An 18,476-nucleotide genomic window follows, 5' to 3' on the forward strand; every position below is an offset into this window, starting at 1 on the left:
TCAGGCGGCGAACGCCCCGGCGGCCCGACCCGCCGGGAAGGTGGCCGCCGGCCTGACCGTGCCCGGGCCGAAGCGGGCGTTGGCCCGGTCCACGGCGGCCTCGACGGTGAGGCGGGATTCGCGGACGGGGTCCATGGAGAGCTGCCGGGTGGCTCCGGCAGCGCCGGTGAGGTCCTCGGCGCGGAGCGTCATGCCGGTCAGCCGGGCCCGTTGGAGTCCCGCCGCGCACATCAGGCGGTACGCGAGGGTGCGCAGGTCCTCCTCGTGCGCGGAGGGTTCGGTGAGCCGACGGGACTTCTCCCAGCGGGTGCCGTCCGCGAAGTGGAGGGTCAGGGCCAGGGACCGGGCGGCCTGACGACGTTCGCGCAGGCCGGCGCCGAGCCGGACCACGAGGGCGAGCAGGGCGGCCCGGGCGTGGGGGCCGTCGAGTTCCTGGCGGGCGAAGCGGGTGCGGACGGCGGCGGAGGCGGGCAGGTCACGTGGGGTGACGGGGCGGGGGTCGATGCCGCGGGAGCGTTCGACGACCGTACGGCCGGCCCGTTTGCCGAGGATCCGTTCGATGACTCCGGACGGCACCCGGGTGAGCGCCCCGACCGTGTGCAGCCCGTACCCGCGGAGCGCTTCGGCCTGCCGGGCCCCGAGTCCGTGCAGCGCTTCCACGGGGAGGGGTGCGAGGAACGCGGTGACCTCGTCCTCGGGCACGGCGAGGATCCCGCCGGGTCCGGGTATCCGCGCGGAGGCCGTGGCGGCGACGGCCCAGGTGGTGGAGACGCCGATGCGCACGTCGGTGCCCAGCCGGGCCACGGCGCGGAGCCGTACGACCTCGGCGATGCGGGTGGCGTCGGCGGCGAAGTACCGCTGGGCGCCGCGCGCCTGGACGAGGGCGGCGCGCGGCGGCAGCGCCTGCACGAGGGGGGAGAACTCGCGGAGCAGGTCGAGGACGTCGCGGTAGCCCCGCTCGGGGAGCCCGGGCGCGCAGCGGACGTGCAGGATCGCGGTCATCCGGCGCTCCCCGGGCTGGAGTGCCACAGCTTGCGGCCGGTCGCGGCGCCCTCGCCGGGCGGCCGGAGGTCGGCCCACGGGTTCATCTCGTAGCCGGTCGGGAGGTGGATGCGGCGGCCGGAGTCGCCGGGGCCCTGGGTCAGGGGTTCGGAGAGCCGGGCGGTGACGGCTTCCAGGCCGCCGCGGTCGCGCAGTTCGGCGAGGGCCGCGAGGTCCCAGGCGGCCGCTCCGACCACGCTGAGGCTCTGCGGTCCGCGGCGCTGCACGACTCCTCGTACGAGGAGCAGGAAGGAGTGGAAGACGGTGTGCGCGCAGGCTTCCTGGCTGTCGTCGAAGAAGGCGAGGTCGACCAGGCCGGTGCCGTCGTCGAGGGTGGTGAAGATGACGCGGCGGCCGGAGCGGATCGGCGGGGTCTGGGTGGCGGCCTTGGCGCCGGCGACCAGGACGGTCCGCCCGTGGTCGGTGTCCCGGAGGCGACGGGCCGGGGTGACGCCGAGTTCGGCGAGGAAGGCGTGGTGGTCGCCCATGAGGTGGCGCGAGGCGTCCATGCCGAGGATGCCGAGTTCCGCGCTGAGCCGTTCGGTGTCGCTGAGGTCGGGCAGGCCGACCCGGGCGGTGGACCTGCCTCCTTCCAGCGGGAGTTGGGTGCCCGTGGCGCGCTGGGCGCGCTGGGCGCCGTGCAGTTCCGTCACGTGCAGCAGCAGGTCGCGGCGGTTCGCGCCGAAGCAGTCCAGGGCGCCGACCTGGGCGAGGCGTTCGGCGACGGGACGGCCGGGGCGGGCACGGTCCCAGAAGTCGCGCAGGGAGGCGTAGGGTCGGCCGGCCTCGATGCGTCCGACTTCGGCCGCGCTGATGCCGTGGACGTCGGAGAGGGCGAGCCGGAGACCCCACCGCTCCGGTGGACCGGACACCAGTTCGATTCGATGAGTGGCCGCCGACCGGTTCACGTCGAGCGGGAGCACGGGCACTCCCCTGCGCCGGGCGTCGGCCAGCAGCAGCCGCTTGGGGTACATCCCGGGGTCGTGGGTCAGCAGTCCGGCGTAGAAGGCGGCCGGGTGGTGGGTCTTGAGCCAGGCCGACTGGTAGGTGGGCACGGCGAAGGCCACCGCGTGCGCCTTGCAGAAGCCGTAGCTGCCGAAGGCCTCCACGATCTCCCAGGTGCGGGCGATCACCTCGGGCGAGTAGCCGCGCCCGCCGGCCGCGGCCGCGAACCAGACCTTGATCCGGGCCTGGGAGCCGGGGTCGGACAGTCCGCGCCGGACACGGTCCGCCTCGTCGCGTCCGCACCCCGTCATGACGTGCACGATCTCGATGATCTGCTCGTGGAAGACCACCACCCCGTACGTCTCCCGCAGCGCGTCGGCGAGATCCGGGTGCGGGAAGCGGACGGGGGCCCGCCCGTGCCGGGCCTCGATGAAGGGCCGCACCATGTCGGCGGCGACCGGACCCGGCCGGAACAGCGAGATGTCGACCACGAGGTCGTGGAACGTGGCGGGCTGGAGCCGCCCCACCAGGTCGCGCTGGCCCGGGGACTCGATCTGGAAGCAGCCCAGCGTCTCGGCGGAACGGATCAGCTCGTACGTCGCCGGGTCGCCGGGCGGCAGCTGCGCCGGATCGTCCAGGTCGAGTTCCCGTCCGGTCCCCCGGCGCAGTTCCGCGACCGCGTGCGCCATCGCGGACTGCATGCGGACGCCCAGCACGTCGAGTTTGAGCAGGCCGAGGTCCTCCACGTCCTCCTTGTCGAACTGGGACATGGGGAAGCCCTCCCCGCTGGTGGGGACGACGGGGGTGCGGGCGAGCAGCGAGGCGTCGGAGAGCAGCACCCCGCACGGGTGCATGGCGGTGCCGCGCGGCAGCGCGTCCAGCGCCTCGACGAGGTCCCAGAGCCGGCCGTACGACTCCCCCCGGACGGACCGCAGTTCGGGCAGTTCCTCCAGGGCCGCTCGGGCGTCGCGGGCCCGGATGTGCGGGAAGGCCTTGGCGAGCCGGTCGACGGCGGCCGGGTCCATGGACAGGGCGGCGCCGACGTCGCGGATGGCGTGCCGGACGCGGTAGGTCTCGGGCATGGAGACGGTGGCGACGCGTTCGGTGCCGAAGCGGTCGATGATCCGGCGGTAGACCTCCAGCCGGCGGGCGGATTCGACGTCGATGTCGATGTCGGGCAGGACCCGGCGGCGTTTGGAGAGGAAGCGTTCCATCAGCAGGCCGTGCGCGACGGGGTCGGCGTGCGCGATGCCGATGAGGTGGTTGACCAGGGAACCGGCGCCGGAGCCGCGGGCGGCCACCCGGATGCCCATGTCCCTGACGTCGTCCACGACCCGGGCGACCGTCAGGAAGTACGAGGCGTAGCCGTGGTGGGCGATGACGTCGAGCTCCTCGTGCATCCGGTCCCAGTACGCGCGGTCGCCCGCGTGGCCGCGCAGCACCATGCCGGCCGCGGCTCGGGAGGCGAGGACCCGCTGGGCGGTGCGGTGGGCGGCGCCGACGAGGCGCGCCTCGGGGAAGTGCACGGAGCCGATGCCGAGGTCGTCCTCGGGGTCGACGGAGCAGGCCTCGGCGGTTTCCCGGGTACGGGCGAGCAGGCGCCGGGCGTCGGCGGGGCGCAGCCCGGCGGCTTCGGCGATCCGGTCGGCGGCCTCGGCCATGGCTGCGGGGTCCTTGAGCCAGCGTTCGCCGGTGTCGAGGGGGCCGCGGGGGTCGACGGGGACGAGCCGGCGGGCCGCGTCGAGGACGTCGGCGACCGGCCCCAGGCCCGGGTCGGCGTACCGGACGGCGTTGGTCAGCACGGCCGGGACGCCCTGCTGCGCGGCGAAGCCGACCGTACGGGCGGCCAGTCGCAGCGAGCCCGGTCCGGTACCGGTGCGGCCGTGGTGGACGGCCTCCAGGCGCAGGGAGTCCCCGTAGACCTCCCGCCAGGGGGCGAGGAGCCGGGCGGCGCGGTCGGGGCGGCCCGTGGCGAGGGCCCGGCCGACCTCGGAACCGGGACCGAGCAGGACGAACACCCCGTCGCCGCGCAGGGCCTCCCAGGGCAGCAGTGGCGTTCCGATGCGGACGGGGACGCCGGCGCCCCCGTCGACCCCGCCGGCGTCGGCGCCGCGGATCCCGGGGGTGGCGGAACGGGCGCCGGTCGCGCCCGGGTCGGCGCCGCGGTGCGCCGCGGTGACCATCCGGCACAGTTCGGCCCAGCCGGCGGCCCCGTCCCGGGCCAGGAAGACGGCGCGCGCGGCGGACTCGTCCACGAAGGCGCCGCCCTTGACCGGAACGCGCCGCCGGTACGAGGTCTCGCCCGCCGGAACGCCGGCCGACGCGGACACCGGGGACGGCCGGGGCGGTGCGGGCGCCGAGGACCCGTGGGCGGCCGACGCCGCGGGGGCCACCGCCAGGTCCACTCCGAACAGGGGCCGGATGCCGGCTCCGGCCGCCGCCTTCGCGAACCGCACCGCGCCCGCGAGGGTGTCGCGGTCGGTCAGGGCGAGGGCGTCCATGCCCCGCTCGACGGCGCGTTCCGCCAGTCGCTCCGGGTGGGAGGCCCCGTAGCGCATGGAGAACCCCGAGACGGTGTGCAGATGCGTGAAACCCGGCACCCGCGGCCTCCTGCTTCGTTCGATGCCCCCCGGCTCCTTCGGTCTGTCCCCCTGCTCTCCACCATAGAGCAATTCGAATACACGTGCGAAACACTTGTTCGATCATCCGTTCGGGCCTCCCCTGCTGCGCCAGGCCCTCGACGCGCCGAGCGTGGGAGGCATGACCCAGCCCACCCAGAGCACCGACCCGGGTCCGCCCGGCAGCTTCCTCGCCGAGATCAAGGACGCCGTGACCGTCCGGGCCGCCCTGCTGGTCCTGGGCGTACTGGCCCTCCAGCTGGCCTTCATCACCTCCTACATCGGGGCCTTCCACCACCCGAAACCGAGCGGGATCCCGCTCGCCGTGGCCGCTCCCTCCGCCCCGCTCGCCCAGCGGACCGCGCAGCAGCTCGACGGCCTGCCCGGCGAGCCGCTCGACACCCGGGTGGCGACGAACGAGGTGGACGCCGTCCGGCTGATCCAGAACCGCGAGGTGGACGGCGCCCTGGTCGTCGACCCCGAGGGCACCACCGACCGGCTGCTCGTCGCGGGAGGCGCCGGAGCCGCCCTCTCCCAGGCCATCGAGGAGGTCGTCGGCCTCGCCGAGAAGAGCCAGGGCCGTACCGTCCGGGTCACCGACGTCGCCCCGTCCGCCGCGGGTGACGGACGCGGCCTGAGCTCCTTCTACCTCGTCGTCGGCTGGTGCGTCGGCGGCTACCTGTGCGCCGCGATCCTCGCGATCAGCGCCGGCGCCCGGCCCGCGAACTCCGCCCGCGCCGTCATCCGGCTCGGCGCGCTCCTCGCGTACGCGATCATCGCGGGGTTGCTCGGCGCGGTCATCGCGGGCCCGGTCCTGGACGCGCTGCCCGGCTCCCTCATGGGCCTGTGGGGCCTCGGCACCCTGGTCGTCTTCGCCGTCGGCGCGATCACCCTGGCCTTCCAGGGGCTGGCGGGCGTCGTCGGCATCGGCCTGGCGATCCTGCTGGTCGTCGTGTTCGGCAATCCGAGCGCGGGAGGCGCCTACCCGTACCCGCTGCTCCCGCCGTTCTGGAGCACCATCGGTCCGGCCCTGCCGCCGGGCGCGGGCACCTACGCCGCGCGTTCCATCGCCTACTTCAAGGGCAACGGCGCGGGCACCCCGATGCTGGTACTGGCCGCCTGGGCGGTGGTCGGCTCGGCGGTCACGCTCGCCTGCGCGGTCTTCCGCAAGGGCAGACCGGGAGCCGCCGTGGGCAGCGGGCTCCCCGACGACTCGCCCTCCGTCGCCCGGTTCGCCGACGACGGAACGTCCGGGCGGTGAACACCCCGGTCTTCCGCAACCGTCAGGGCCCGGCCGCGCAGGCCGTCTCCGTCAAGCGGATGGAGCCCAGCGCCCAGGCGCAGCTGGGCGCGCTCGGCCTCACCGGGTTCATCGTGGTCACCGTCATCGCCACCGGGATCGACGCGGGCGTCTTCCCCGAGGAGCTCGGCCACTCGGTGCTGCCGCTGGTCGGCTTCTTCATCGGCGGGCTCGCCCAACTGCTGGCGGGGCTGTTCCAGGCGCAGCGCGGCGACACCTGGCACGCCACCGTCTTCGGCGGCTTCGGTCTCTTCTGGATGGCGAAGGCCTGCCTGATCCAGTGGGTGCTGCCGGCCACCGATCCGGCGCTGCGCGGGGACGTCAGCGGGCTGTTCACCCTGCCCTGGGTCTTCGTGGTGTTCGTCCTGTGGCTCGGCAGCTGGCGGATCCACCTGGTGCTGCTGTCCACGTTCACCTGCGTCCTCGTCGTGTTCGTGGCGATGACGATCAGCGGTTTCACCGGCTCGGTCGTGTGGAACCGGATCACCGGCTGGAGCGGGCTGCTGGCCGCGCTCGGGGCGACGTACCTGCTGGCCGGGCAGATCATGGCGAGCACCTGGGGCCGCCAGGTGCTGCCGATGGGCCGTTTCCTCGCCCCGGACGGCCCGGAGGAGCACCCCGAGACGTGAGCCGTGCCCGGCTCCCGGGTCAGCGGAAGTCGGCCGGGTCCGGTATCCGCAGCATGCGGACGGCGCGGTCGACCTCCGCGTCGTACACCTGGAAGTCGACGCGCAGCCCGTCGGGGGCCCGGTACTCCAGCACCTGCATGCCCGGACGCAGGCCGGTCCGGACGGCTGCCCGGCCGCCGCAGGGCAGTGCGACGGCCCTGCGCAGCGGGGCCTTGAAGACCGCGCCCGTGCCGTCCGCGCCGGGGCCGAGCTTCCCGTACCCGAAGACCCGTCGCCGGGCGCCCTGCCGCCACCGCGCTCGGCAGGGGATCGGCACGACCGCGCCGTCGGCGGCGGACGCCGTCCGTGCCCCGGCCCGGCGGGCCACCGTCCTGCGCGTCAACCGCGCCACCAACGCCGCGGTGAGAACGAGCGGCACGACCAGCGCCACCTCGATCAACCATTCCATCGTCCCCGCCCCCCCGAAGAGCGCCGCCGCACCGGCAGCGCTCCACCCTACGAAGGGCCCGGGGTCGGCGTCAGGCGATCCGGTGGACCACCTCGCCCGCCACCACCACCGTCTCGGCGACCGTGCCGGGAATGCGTTCCGGGGCGATGGCGAGGATGTCGCGGGACAGCACGACGAAGTCGGCGGCCTTGCCCACGGTCAGCGAACCCCGGTCGGCCTCCAGGAAGTTGGCGTGGGCGGAGCCCATCGTGTAGCCGTGGACGGCGGTCCGCACGTCCACCGTCTCGGCCGGCTGCCACGGGTCCCCGCCGTCCAGCGGGCGCCGGGTGACCGCCGTGTAGATGCCGACCATGGGGTCCATCTCGGCCACGTTCCAGTCACTGGAGAAGGCCAGTACGGCTCCCGCCTCGTGCAGGCTGCGCATCGGCCAGGCCTTGTGCCAGCGGTCCTCACCCACGTTCTCCGCCCAGTCCTGGCCGGGGCCCGCGATCTCCGGCGCGCAGTGCCGGGGCTGCATGCAGGCGACCACGCCCAGCTCCGCGAAGCGGGGCACGTCCGCCGGGTCCAGGCACTCGACGTGGACGACCTGGTGGCGGGCGTCGCGCGGGCCGTTGACCGCCCGGGCGTGCTCCACCGCGTCGAGGACCGTGCGGATGCCCCGGTCGCCGGTGGCGTGGACGAAGCACTGGAAGCCCCGCGCGTCGAGCCCGGCGAGCAGCTCCGCGAACTCCTCGGCCGGGTAGAAGGTCTCGCCCCGGTGCTTGCCACAGCCGGTGTACGGCTCCAGCAGGGCGGCCGTACGGGGCTCCACCACGTCGTCGATGTACAGCTTGAGCGGGCCCACCCGCAGCCGGTCCCCGGCGTACCTGCGGGCGGCGGCGGCGAAGGCGTCGAGTTCCGCCTCCGTGGTGCCGCGCGGGTGGAACAGCGCCGCGACGATGCGCGAGCGCAGCCGGCCCTCGGCGCGGGCCCGCTCGTACAGCTCCAGGTCGTCGAGGGAGTTCTGCGGTTCCACGACGGTGGTGATGCCGAAGCCGATGGCGTCGTCGAGGCTCTTGGCGAGGCGCCCGTACTGCCGGTCGGGCGAGGCCCACGGCACGCCGAGGTCGCGCAGCGCTCGGTGGCCGTCCCGGGAGAGCCCCTTGATCGCGAAGTCCTTGACGAAGCCGGTGGGCTCGCCGGTCGCCGGGTCCACGGCGGCGGTACCGAAGGGCAGGTCGACGCGTTCGCGGGTGACGCCCAGGCGGCGCATGGCGGCGGTGTTCAGCCAGGCCGTGTGCACGTCGTACGAGAGGACGATCGCGGGGGTGTCGCCGGTGACCGGGTCGAGGTCGGCGGCGCAGGGCATCCGGCCGCCGGGGATGGCGGAGTAGTCGAAGGCCTCGGCCTCGATCCAGGGGGCGTCCGGGTGGGCCTCGCGCCAGGTCCCGATGCGGTCGAGGATGGCGTCCAGGGTCCGTACCCCGGCCAGCTGGACGCAGGCGTCGTCGGAGCCGAGCCGGACGTGGTTGTGGGCGTCGATGAAGCCGGGCAGGACCAGCTTCCCGCCGGCGTCGATGCGCTCGGTGTCCGGACCGGCCCAGGCTTCGGCCCCGGCGTCGGGGCCGACCCAGACGATCCGGCCGTCGTGCACGGCGAGGGCCTCCGCCTCGGGCAGCTCCGCGTCCACGGTGTGGATGCGGGCTCCGGTGAGCAGCAGGTCGGCGGGGAAGGGCTGCTGTGCCATGGGGTGGTGCTCCTGTGCAGGCGGGGGGGGTGGGAGGGGTGGGGGCCGTGTCAGGCGGCCGGGGCGTACGAGGGCACGCGCCGGGCCAGGGCCCAGTAGGTGAGCCCGGCGACCACCGAGCCCAGGAGGGTGAGGTCGGCGCCGCCGAGCGGGGCCACCAGCGGCCCGGTCCAGAGGGCGGAGTCGCAGGTCAGGGCGGAGAAGGCGATGCCGGCGAGGAGGGCGGCGAGGCCGGCCGGGTGGTAGCCCGAGCGGTACCAGTAGGCGCCCCGGCTGCCGGAGTGCAACGCCTCGGCGTCGTAGTGGCAGCGGCGCAGCAGCATGTCGGCGAGGAAGACCCCGCCCCAGGGCGCGAACACGATGATCAGCAGGGAGAGGAAGGAGAGCAGGGAGGTGGTGAAGTCGGTGAGGAAGAGGGCCGCCAGCGAGCCCGCGGCGGTGACGGCGGCGCTGATGACGATGGCGCGGGAGCGGCTCCAGGGGATGCCGAGGACCTGGAGGTTCAGGCTGGAGGAGTAGAGCGTGATGATCGAGTTGGTGACGGAGCCACCGAGCACGAGGGCCAGGAACAGGGGCTGGAACCAGCCGGGCAGCAGGCCCTCGGCCCCGGCGACGGCGTCGGTCATGTCGGTCTGCGTGGCCGCGGCGACGCCCGCGATGCCGAGGGCGACGGAGGAGACGAAGCCGCCGAGCGCGCCCATCCAGGTGATCGACTTCAGCGAGGTCGTGCGGGGCAGGTAGCGGGTGTAGTCGGCGGGCATCGGCAGGTACGAGAAGGGTCCGGCGAGCATGACGACGAAGGCGAGGCTCCACCCGGACAGGCCGGGGGCCGAGGCCGGGGCGGAGGTGTCGGCGCCGGGCAGCACGAAGAGCAGCAGGACGCCGAACCCGGCGGCCAGCACGTAGGCCATCCACCGCTCGGCGAACTGCACGGTGGCGTGTCCCCACATGGCGACGGCGAAGGTCAGCGCGAGGGTGACGGTGAGCGCCAGGGCGCGGACCGCGGTCCCGGCGCCGAGGCCCACCTCGCCGAGGAAGACCTCCAGGGCCAGCGTCCCGACCACGGTGTTGACGATGGTGTAGCCGATGCTCACCACCCAGTTCAGCACCCCGGCGGGGAAGTTCCCGCGGACCCCGAAGGCCGCTCGGGAGATGACCAGGGTGGCGGTGCCGGTGCGGATGCCGCTCAGGCCGGCGGCGCTGATCGCGAAGAAGGACAGGCCGCTGATCACGACCACGGCGGTGGCCTGCCAGAAGGAGAGGCCGAAGGCCACGGCGAGGGCGCCGTTGATCACGTAGGTGAAGGTGAGGTTGGAGCCGAACCAGAGCCAGAAGAGGTCCTTGGCGCTGCCGTGCCGCTCGGCGTCGGGGATGGGGTCGATCCCATGGGTCTCGACCCGGAACACCTCGTCGACGTCGACGCTCTCCTGCTGTCTCATGACGGGCCCCTGACTCGACTACAAACCTTGAATGACGTTCTAAGTTCTTGAATGGCATTCAAGATGCGCGCTGGATGGCGGCCCCGTCAAGACCCTGTCCGGGATAAGGTCGGGCCAGGAAGATCAGGAAGGCGGACCGGTGGCTGGAGCGACACGGCGGCGCGACGGGCGGATCGCCCAGGAGCGGATGCTGGAAGAGGCCATGGCGGCGATCGCCGAGGACGGCCTGGCCTCGCTCACCATGTCCGCGCTCGCCGAGCGGCTCGGCACCAGCGGCGGCCACATCCTCTACTACTTCGGCACCAAGGACCGGCTCCTGCTGGAGGCCCTGCGTTGGAGCGAGGCCCAACTGAGCGCCGAACGAACGGAACTGATGAATCGTCGGGTCACCGCCCGGCGCAGGCTCACCCTCTTCGTCGAGCTGTACCTGCCGCTCGGCCCGCGCGACCCCCGCTGGACCCTGTGGATCGAGCTGTGGGCCCGCACCGCCTCGAACGAGCCGCTGAAGGCCGCCCAGGAGGAGATCGACGAGGGCTGGCAGAGGGACCTGGAGGCCCTGCTGACCAAGGGCGTGGAACAGGGCCGCTTCGCCCCCCTGGACGTGCCCGACCGGGCCTCGGAGCTGCTCGCCCTGCTGGACGGACTGAGCACCCGTGTGGTGCTGGGCCAGCGCGGAGCCGACCGGGCCACCGCCCTGGAACGGGCCCGCTCGGCGACGGCCCTGCTGATCCCGACCCCGCTCAGGGTTCCACCGGCGTGAACCGCGCGGCCCGGCCCGCCCCCGGCGCACGCGGAAGGGCCCGCCCGGGTCCTGCCGGCCCGGGCGGGCCCTTCCGCGGTGAGGCGGCGCGCTACTCCCGCTCGGCCTCGGTCCCACCGGCCGGGGCGCCCTCGGCGTTGCCGTAGTAGGCCTGCCGCATGAGCTGCTTCATGTCGTCGATCATCGGCATCCGCGGGTTGGCGGGGGCGCACTGGTCGGCGTAGGCGTTCATGGCCTGGACCGGGAGGGCCAGGGCGAACGCCTCCTCGTCCACTCCCTCCTCCGCGAAGGAGGCGGGGATCCCGCACCGGGTCCGCAGTTCCTCGACGGCCCGGGCGTAGGACTCGACGCCCTCGGCCGGGGTCGCGGCCGGCAGTCCGAGCATCCCGGCGATCTCCTGGAACCGCTCCGGGGCGCGGTAGACCTCGGCCTTCGGCCACGGGGTGGCCTTGTGCGAGACGGTTCCGTTGTGGCGGATCACGTGGGGCAGCAGGATCGCGTTGGTCCGACCGTGGGCCACCTTGAAGGTGTTGCCCAGGGTGTGGGCCATGGCGTGCACCAGCCCCAGGAAGGCGTTGGCGAAGGCCATGCCCGCGATGGTCGAGGCGTTGTGCATCTTCTCGCGGGCCTCGGGGTCGTTCGGCCCGTCGACGACGCACCGCTGGAGGTTCTCGAAGATCAGCTTGATGGCCTGGAGGCAGAGGCCGTCGGTGTAGTCGTTGGAGTAGGCGGACACGTACGCCTCGGTGGCGTGCGTCAGGGCGTCGAAGCCGGAGTCCGCCGTCACGGTGGGCGGCAGCCCCATGGACAGGACCGGGTCGACGATGGCGACGTTCGGGGTGAGCGCGTAGTCCGCCAGCGGGTACTTCTGGGCGGCGGCCGGGTCGGAGATGACCGCGAAGGGGGTGACCTCGGAGCCGGTGCCGGAGGTGGTCGGGATGGCGACCATCCGCGCCTTCTCGCCGAGCGAGGGGAACTTGTAGGCACGCTTGCGGACGTCGAAGAACTTCTCCTTGGTGTCCCCGAACTCGACCTCGGGCCGTTCGTACATCAGCCACATGATCTTCGCGGCGTCCATCGGCGAGCCACCGCCGAGGGCGATGATCGTGTCGGGCCGGAAGTCGCGCATCATCGCCGCACCGGCCCGGACGGTGTCGAGCTCCGGGTTGGGCTCGACGTTGTCGATGACCTGGATGGCGACGGCGCCCTCCCGGGCCCCCAGGATGTCGGTGACCCGCCGCACGAAACCGAGGTCGACCATGGTCCGGTCCGTGACGATCGATACCCGGCCGATGCCCTCCATCTCACCGAGGTAGCGGATGGCGTTGCGCTCGAAATAGATCTTGGGCGGGACCTTGAACCACTGCATGTTGTTGTTGCGCCGTCCGATCCGCTTGACGTTGATCAGGTTCACCGCGGTGACGTTGTTGGACACCGAGTTGTGGCCGTAGGACCCGCAACCGAGGGTGAGGGAGGGGAGGAAGGCGTTGTAGACGTCTCCGATGCCGCCGAAGGTGGACGGCGAGTTGGCGATGACACGGACCGCCTTGACCTTGCGGCCGAACTCCTCGACGAGTGCCTCGTCCTCGGCGTGGATGGCGGCGCTGTGCCCCAGCCCGTGGAACTCGACCATCGCGGCGGCCAGTTCGAGGCCGTGTTCGGTGCCGGAGGCCTTGAGGGCGGCCAGTACCGGGGAGAGCTTCTCGCGGGTCAGCGGCTCCCCCTCGCCGACCTCGTCGCATTCGGCGAGGAGGATCGAGGTGCCTTCGGGGACGGTGAACCCGGCCTGCTCGGCGATCCATTCCGGGGACCGGCCGACGACCGCCGCGTTGAGCTTGGCGTCCGAACAGTTGGCGGCGTGGGCCGTCGTGCCGAAGACGAACTGCTCCAGCTTGGTCTTCTCGGCCGCGGTCACCACGTGCGCGCCGAGCCGCTCGAACTCGGCGAGGCCCTGCTCGTAGATCTCCGCGTCCAGGATGACGGCCTGTTCGGAGGCGCAGATCATGCCGTTGTCGAAGGCCTTGGAGAGCACGATGTCGTGGATCGCCCGGCCCAGCTTCGCGCTCTTGTGGACGTACGCCGGGACGTTGCCGGCGCCGACACCCAGGGCCGGCTTCCCGCAGGAGTAGGCGGCCTTGACCATCGCGTTGCCGCCGGTGGCCAGGATGGTGGAGACGCCCGGGTGGTTCATGAGGGCGGCGGTGGCCTCCATGGACGGGGTGGTGACCCACTGGACGCAGTTCTCCGGGGCGCCCGCGGCGATCGCGGCGTCGCGCACGACGCGGGCGGCCTCGGCGGAGCAGTTCTGCGCGGAGGGGTGGAAGGCGAAGATGATCGGGTTGCGGGTCTTCAGGGCGATCAGCGCCTTGAAGAGGGTGGTCGAGGTCGGGTTGGTGACCGGGGTCATCGCGCAGACGACACCGACGGGTTCGGCGATCTCGGTGATGCCGTTCAGCTCGTCGCGGCGGATGACACCCGCGGTCTTCAGGCCGCGCAGGGAGTTGACCACGTGCTCGCAGGCGAAGAGGTTCTTCACCGCCTTGTCCTCGAAGAGACCGCGCCCGGTCTCCTCGACGGCGAGCCGCGCGAGGTCGCCGTGTCGGCCCAGCGCGGCGAGGGAGGCCTTCTTGACGATGTGGTCGACCTGCTCCTGGTTGAACGACTCGAACCGGCCGAGCGCCGCGAGCGCTCCCTGGACCAGTCCGTCGACCATCTCGTTGGCCTGCATGACAGGACTCCTTCATTTCGACCTTTTCCTGATGTCTCAATTCGACACCCGAAAGCGGAAGCGGTGGCGCCGAAAAAGCCCCGACCCTGCGGGCCGAAGGACCCTTCACGCCCGCCCGCTCCTCCACCAACAAGCCGCTGACCTGCGAATACAGTCCGGGACCTAAGACCCCTGCGCGCTTGTGAAAACTTTCACAAGAATTTCCCGCGGAGTGCGCCCTATCGCGCTCACCGGGGGAAGAGCACAATCGGCCTGACCGACGGCCCGCACCGATGCGAGGGAGGGAGCACGTGCGCCAAGAGGTGCGCACCCCGGACGGACGCGTGCTGATGACGGAACGCTGGGGCGACCCGGACGGCAAGCCCGTCTTCCTGCTCCACGGAACCCCCGGCAGCCGCCTGGGGCCCGCCCCCCGGGGCATGGTCCTCTACCAGCGGCGGACGCAGCTCATCGCCTACGACAGGCCCGGCTACGGCGGCTCCGACCGCAGGCGGGGCCGCACCGTCGCCGACGTGGCCGAGGACGTCGCCACCATCGCCGACGCCCTGGGCCTCGACACGTTCACCGTGGCCGGCCGCTCGGGCGGCGCCCCCGGCGCCCTGGCCTGCGCCGCGCTGCTCCCCGACCGGGTCACCCGCACCGCCGCCCTGGTTCCCCTCGCCCCCCGGGACGCCGAGGACCTCGACTGGTTCGCGGGAATGGCCGCATCGAACGTACGGGAGTACACCACCGCCTCCGACGACCCCGAGGAACTGGCCGCCCGGCTGATCCCCCGCGCCGACGGCATCCGCAGGGACCCCGGACGGCTGCTCGACGAACTGCGCCGGGAGCTGACCGACAACGACCGCATGATCGTCTCGGACGCGGGACTGCGGGCGATGTTGCTGCGCAACTACCGGGAGGGGCTGCGCACCTCCGCCTGGGGCTGGATCGACGACGCCCTCGCCTTCAGCGGCCCCTGGGGCTTCGACCCCGCCGACATCCGCTGCCCGGTGCTCCTGTGGCACGGGGAACTCGACGTGTTCTCCCCCGTGGGCCACTCCCGCTGGCTGGCCCGGCGCATCCCCGGGGCCACCACCAGCATCGATCCGGCCGCCGCCCACTTCGCGGCACTGCGCGCGCTGCCCGACGTACTGACCTGGCTGTTGCGCGACCTGCCCGCACCCCCGCTCGACACCCGCCAGCCCGCCTGAGCGGACGCCGCTCCCGCCGGGCCGAAACGGTGGTGGCCGGCGGGCCGGCGGGAGGAAACCGCCTCCGAGCGGCGGGGGAATCCGCGCCGGAGCGGGCCGCGGAAGAAAAGGATCTTGCCGTGGGGCAAACGGCCGAATACCCCTTCCCGAGAAATGCGCCACGCTTTCCATAGAACGCTTGACCAGGCGTCATGTCTCGGTTGCCATTGAGGTGTGGCCGAGTAAAGTCCACGCTTGACAGCAGCAACGCGCTGAGGTCTTCCCCGCCCATTTCGCATGGCCTCCCCCGAGGACGGTGTCGTGAACACTTCCGCAACCCCCCCGACCAGCACGGACAGGGACCGCCGCGTCCCGCTCGCGCGGATCGACGTGCGCAGCGCTTCCGCCGCCGCGGCGCTCGGTCGGGTCCTTCCGTCGGAATCCGGTCGTCACGCCCAGGCACCGATCTTCAACTCTGCGCTCTGACGCGGAAGTACGCGCTCTAGACTGGCGGAATGACCGGCCTGATCGCATTTCGCGAGATCGTCCTGAAGGTTCACAGCAGATGCGATCTCGCTTGTGATCATTGCTACGTCTACGAACACGCAGATCAGAGCTGGCGGGGCCGTCCGAAAGTGATCTCCCCCGAGGTCGTTTCCCGGACCGCGTCACGGCTCGCCGAACATGCCCGTGATCATGCCCTCCCCTCCGTCACGGTGATCCTCCACGGAGGGGAACCCCTGTTGGCGGGCACCGCCCGACTCCGTCTCGTGTGCGAGGAGTTCACCCGCGCGCTCGCCGGAACGGCCGCGCTCGACCTGAGGATCCACACCAACGGGCTCCGGCTCGGCACCCGTTTCCTGGACCTCTTCGCCGAGTACGACGTCCGGGTCGGCATCTCCCTCGACGGGGACCGCGCCGCCAACGACCGCCACCGCCGCTTCGCGGACGGCCGTACGAGCCACCCGCTGGTCCTCGCCGCGGTCGACCTGCTCCGGTCCGCGCCCTACCGCCACCTCTACCAGGGCCTGTTGTGCACGGTCGACGTGGCCAACGACCCCGTCGCCGTCCTGGACGCGCTGATCGCGCTGGAGCCGCCCCGGGTGGACTTCCTGCTCCCGCACGCCACGTGGGCCGCCCCACCGCCCCGCCCCAACGGCGCCCCCGACGCGTACGCGCGCTGGCTGCTGCGGGTCTTCGACCACTGGGACCGGCTCGGACGCCCGGTGCCCGTGCGGCTCTTCGAGTCCCTGCTGTCCACCCTGCGCGGCGGCCCCAGCCTCACCGAGTCCCTCGGGCTCGCGCCGACCGACCTCGTCGTCGTGGAGACCGACGGCACCCTGGAGCAGGTCGACTCCCTCAAGAGCGCCTACGAGGGCGCCGCCGCCACCGGGTTCGACGTCTTCGACCACTCCCTCGACGAAGTCGCCGCCCACCCCGGCGTACGGGCGCGGCAGCTGGGCCTCGCCGGCGTCAGCGACACGTGCCGCCGCTGCCCGGTCGTACGTTCGTGCGGCGGCGGCCTGTACACCCACCGCTACCGGGAGGACGCGGCCGACGGGCCGGGCTTCGACCACCCCTCCGTCTACTGCTCCGACCTGCGCGAGCTCGTGGACGGGGTGGAGGGGCGGACCGCGGTCCGCGAGAGCGCCCCCGAGCTCGCCGACACCGCGGAACTCGCCCGGTCCCAGGCGGAACTGACCCGGATCCTGCTGGCCCGCCTGCACGAGGACCTCGCCGCCGACCCCGAATGGCTGCGCGCGTGGGAGTCGTTGTCCGGGGTCGAGGCCGCCGGGGAGGCGGGCGCGGACGCCCTGGACTCCGTACTGGACCACCCGTTCACCCGTACCTGGGTGCTCGCCGCCCTCGACGCGGCCCGGGACATGCGCCCGGACGGCCCCCGGGCCGCCCGCGAGCTCACCGCGCTGACCGCCGCCGCCGTGCTGCGGGGCGGGCTCGCCCTGCCCGCCGAGGTCGCCCACCGGGACGGCGAGGTGTACCTCCCGACCCTGGGCCTGCTCCGGCTCGGCGAGCCCGGTACCGATGGACGGGCCTCCCTGCGCGTCACCGACGAGGGCTACGCCGTCCGGGACGGCCGCGCCGAGCACCGCTTCGGCCCGGGCGCGGGCGACGCCCGTTGGTTCCCCGTACGGACCTGGTCCCCGGGACCGGACGCGGCCCCGGTGGCGCTGGAGGACCTCGATCCGCACCGCAACTGCTTCGCCCGCCCGCCCAGGCTCCGCCTCGGGGCCGGGGAGGCCGACGCCTGGCGGAACCGCCTCGACGCGGCCAGGGCCCTGCTGTACCGCACCGTGCCCGGGTTCGCCCGGGCCGCGGGCGCCGGACTGAGCACGCTGACCCCGCTGGCCGGCGGACCGCGGGCCGGTGACTGGGGCGAGGCCGGACGGCACGGTCCCGGGGCGCTCGGCGTCCCGTACGGCGCCGGGGTACGGGAGACGGCCCTGGCCCTGCTGACCGGCCGGCGGCGGGCCCGGCTGCGGGAGCTGACCGAGGTGACCGACCTGTACGCGCTGGACGGGGCCTGGCAGCACCCCTCGCCGTGGCGGGAGCGTCCGGTACCGGTGTCCAGGCTGCTGGCGGACGTGTACGAGCGGGTCGCCGTGGAGGCGTACCGGCGGGCCACCGCCACCCACGAGCCGGACGGCGCGGACCGCATCCAACGGGCCCTGGACCGGCTGTCGGGGGCGGCCGAGCTGACGGTGACCGGCAAGCGGCTGGTGGAGGAGCTGCACTGGGAGTTGAAGGCGGTCGACGCGTGACCTCCCCCGGGGCCCCGGCCCGATCCGGGGCCGCCTCACCCCCCGACGCCACGGCCCGGCCCCGCTCCCCCGGCCCGCTGACCCTGGCGGCCCAGCTGCGACTGCTGGGCGTACGTCCCCGCATGCGGCTGCTGGTGCACGCGGCGCTCGGCGGCACCGGGCTGCGCGCCGGGACGCTGCGCGACGCCCTGATCGGGCTCCTCGGCCCGCACGGCACCCTGGTGGTGCCGGCGTTCACCCCGGAGAACTCGCTGACCTCGGCCGCGCACCGGGCGCGCGTCGCGGGGTTGGACGAGCCGGCGGTACGGGCCTTCCGCGCCCGGATGCCCGCGTTCGACCCGGACAGCACGCCGAGCCAGGGCATGGGCGCCTTCGCCGAGGCCGTCCGCTCCGCGCCGGGCGCGGCGCGCAGCGACCATCCGCAGACCTCCTTCGCCGCGCTCGGCGCGGACGCCCGCGAACTGTGTTCAGGGCACCGGCTCGAAAACCACCTCGGCGAGGAGTCGCCCCTGGGAAAGCTGTGCTGGGAGGGAGGTCAGGTACTGATGATCAATGTGGGTTTTTCCGCCTGCACCGCCTTCCACCTCGCGGAGTATCGAATTCCGAAGCCCCCCTTGCGCATGTACGACTGTGTGGTGAAGGTGAACCATCCGGGGGGAATCGGTGGTCAGCAGGGGGGAGAGTGGACCACCTTCGAGGACGTCGCACTGGACGACGGTGATTTCGCCGTGATCGGCAGCTCATTCCCGGATTCCCGGGTGCGCAGGGGGCGGGTGGGAGGGGCTCGGGCCGTGCTCTTCTCCATTCCGGATGCCGTCGATCACGCAATGGACTGGATGACCGAAAACAGACGCTGATTGACTGAACGATGAGGGGATGTGGCGAAGCAG

General features: G+C 73.1%; 13 protein-coding genes. 7 read left to right on the forward strand and 6 right to left on the reverse strand.

Features of this window, described 5'->3' with window-relative positions; all coding sequences use genetic code 11:
• Both ACZ58N_RS29095 and ACZ58N_RS29100 read right to left on the reverse strand, forming a co-directional pair.
• On the reverse strand, window positions 1–1,002 hold the full coding sequence (locus tag ACZ58N_RS29095; protein WP_471165660.1) for a DNA polymerase Y family protein: 1,002 nt from the start codon (window positions 1,000–1,002) through the stop codon (window positions 1–3).
• The gene (locus ACZ58N_RS29100) at window positions 999–4,586 is read right to left on the reverse strand and encodes a DNA polymerase III subunit alpha (RefSeq protein WP_471165663.1); all 3,588 of its coding nucleotides are present in this window, start codon (window positions 4,584–4,586) and stop codon (window positions 999–1,001) included. Before ACZ58N_RS29100 ends, ACZ58N_RS29095 begins: the two co-directional genes overlap by 4 nt.
• Window positions 4,587–4,746: 160 nt before the next feature.
• On the opposite strand from ACZ58N_RS29100, the gene ACZ58N_RS29105 reads away from it, so the two are divergent.
• Together ACZ58N_RS29105 and ACZ58N_RS29110 are read left to right on the forward strand one after the other, a co-directional pair.
• A complete protein-coding gene (locus tag ACZ58N_RS29105; protein WP_471165665.1) occupies window positions 4,747–5,865 on the forward strand; it encodes a DUF3533 domain-containing protein in 1,119 nt (372 codons plus the stop codon).
• Complete coding sequence (locus tag ACZ58N_RS29110) at window positions 5,862–6,533, forward strand: acetate uptake transporter (protein WP_471165668.1); 672 nt, start codon at window positions 5,862–5,864, stop codon at window positions 6,531–6,533. Before ACZ58N_RS29105 ends, ACZ58N_RS29110 begins: the two co-directional genes overlap by 4 nt.
• Window positions 6,534–6,552: 19 nt before the next feature.
• On the opposite strand, the gene ACZ58N_RS29115 is transcribed toward ACZ58N_RS29110, so the two are convergent.
• The 3 genes from ACZ58N_RS29115 to ACZ58N_RS29125 form a co-directional block, all read right to left on the reverse strand.
• The gene (locus ACZ58N_RS29115) at window positions 6,553–6,981 is read right to left on the reverse strand and encodes a hypothetical protein (protein WP_471165671.1); all 429 of its coding nucleotides are present in this window, start codon (window positions 6,979–6,981) and stop codon (window positions 6,553–6,555) included.
• 70 nt (window positions 6,982–7,051) lie between these two features.
• The gene (locus ACZ58N_RS29120; RefSeq protein WP_471165674.1) at window positions 7,052–8,707 is read right to left on the reverse strand and encodes an amidohydrolase; all 1,656 of its coding nucleotides are present in this window, start codon (window positions 8,705–8,707) and stop codon (window positions 7,052–7,054) included.
• A gap of 50 nt (window positions 8,708–8,757) precedes the next feature.
• Entirely contained in the window at window positions 8,758–10,146 is a 1,389-nt protein-coding gene (locus tag ACZ58N_RS29125) for a purine-cytosine permease family protein (RefSeq protein WP_471165676.1), read from the reverse strand.
• A 139-nt stretch (window positions 10,147–10,285) separates the two neighbouring features.
• Between ACZ58N_RS29125 and ACZ58N_RS29130 the strand changes: the two genes are divergently transcribed.
• Entirely contained in the window at window positions 10,286–10,906 is a 621-nt protein-coding gene (locus tag ACZ58N_RS29130) for a TetR/AcrR family transcriptional regulator (RefSeq protein WP_471165679.1), read from the forward strand.
• Between the two features lie 91 nt (window positions 10,907–10,997).
• Here ACZ58N_RS29130 and adhE read toward each other — a convergent pair whose 3' ends face one another.
• Window positions 10,998–13,634, reverse strand: coding sequence for a bifunctional acetaldehyde-CoA/alcohol dehydrogenase (adhE, locus tag ACZ58N_RS29135; RefSeq protein ID WP_471165681.1), 2,637 nt, complete (start codon window positions 13,632–13,634; stop codon window positions 10,998–11,000).
• Between the two features lie 272 nt (window positions 13,635–13,906).
• On the opposite strand from adhE, the gene ACZ58N_RS29140 reads away from it, so the two are divergent.
• The 4 genes from ACZ58N_RS29140 (at window position 13,907) to ACZ58N_RS29155 (ending at window position 18,443) form a co-directional block, all read left to right on the forward strand.
• On the forward strand, window positions 13,907–14,827 hold the full coding sequence (locus ACZ58N_RS29140; RefSeq protein WP_471165684.1) for an alpha/beta fold hydrolase: 921 nt from the start codon (window positions 13,907–13,909) through the stop codon (window positions 14,825–14,827).
• A 276-nt stretch (window positions 14,828–15,103) separates the two neighbouring features.
• On the forward strand, window positions 15,104–15,292 hold the full coding sequence (gene fxsA / locus ACZ58N_RS29145; protein ID WP_471165687.1) for an FxSxx-COOH cyclophane-containing RiPP peptide: 189 nt from the start codon (window positions 15,104–15,106) through the stop codon (window positions 15,290–15,292).
• 29 nt (window positions 15,293–15,321) lie between these two features.
• The gene (gene fxsBH, locus ACZ58N_RS29150; RefSeq protein WP_471165690.1) at window positions 15,322–17,586 is read left to right on the forward strand and encodes a radical SAM/SPASM protein FxsBH, inactivated beta-hydroxylase extension form; all 2,265 of its coding nucleotides are present in this window, start codon (window positions 15,322–15,324) and stop codon (window positions 17,584–17,586) included.
• A 122-nt stretch (window positions 17,587–17,708) separates the two neighbouring features.
• On the forward strand, window positions 17,709–18,443 hold the full coding sequence (locus ACZ58N_RS29155; RefSeq protein WP_471165692.1) for an AAC(3) family N-acetyltransferase: 735 nt from the start codon (window positions 17,709–17,711) through the stop codon (window positions 18,441–18,443).
• Window positions 18,444–18,476 lie beyond the last annotated feature (33 nt).

The organism is Streptomyces sp. NPDC040432 (assembly GCF_055595445.1).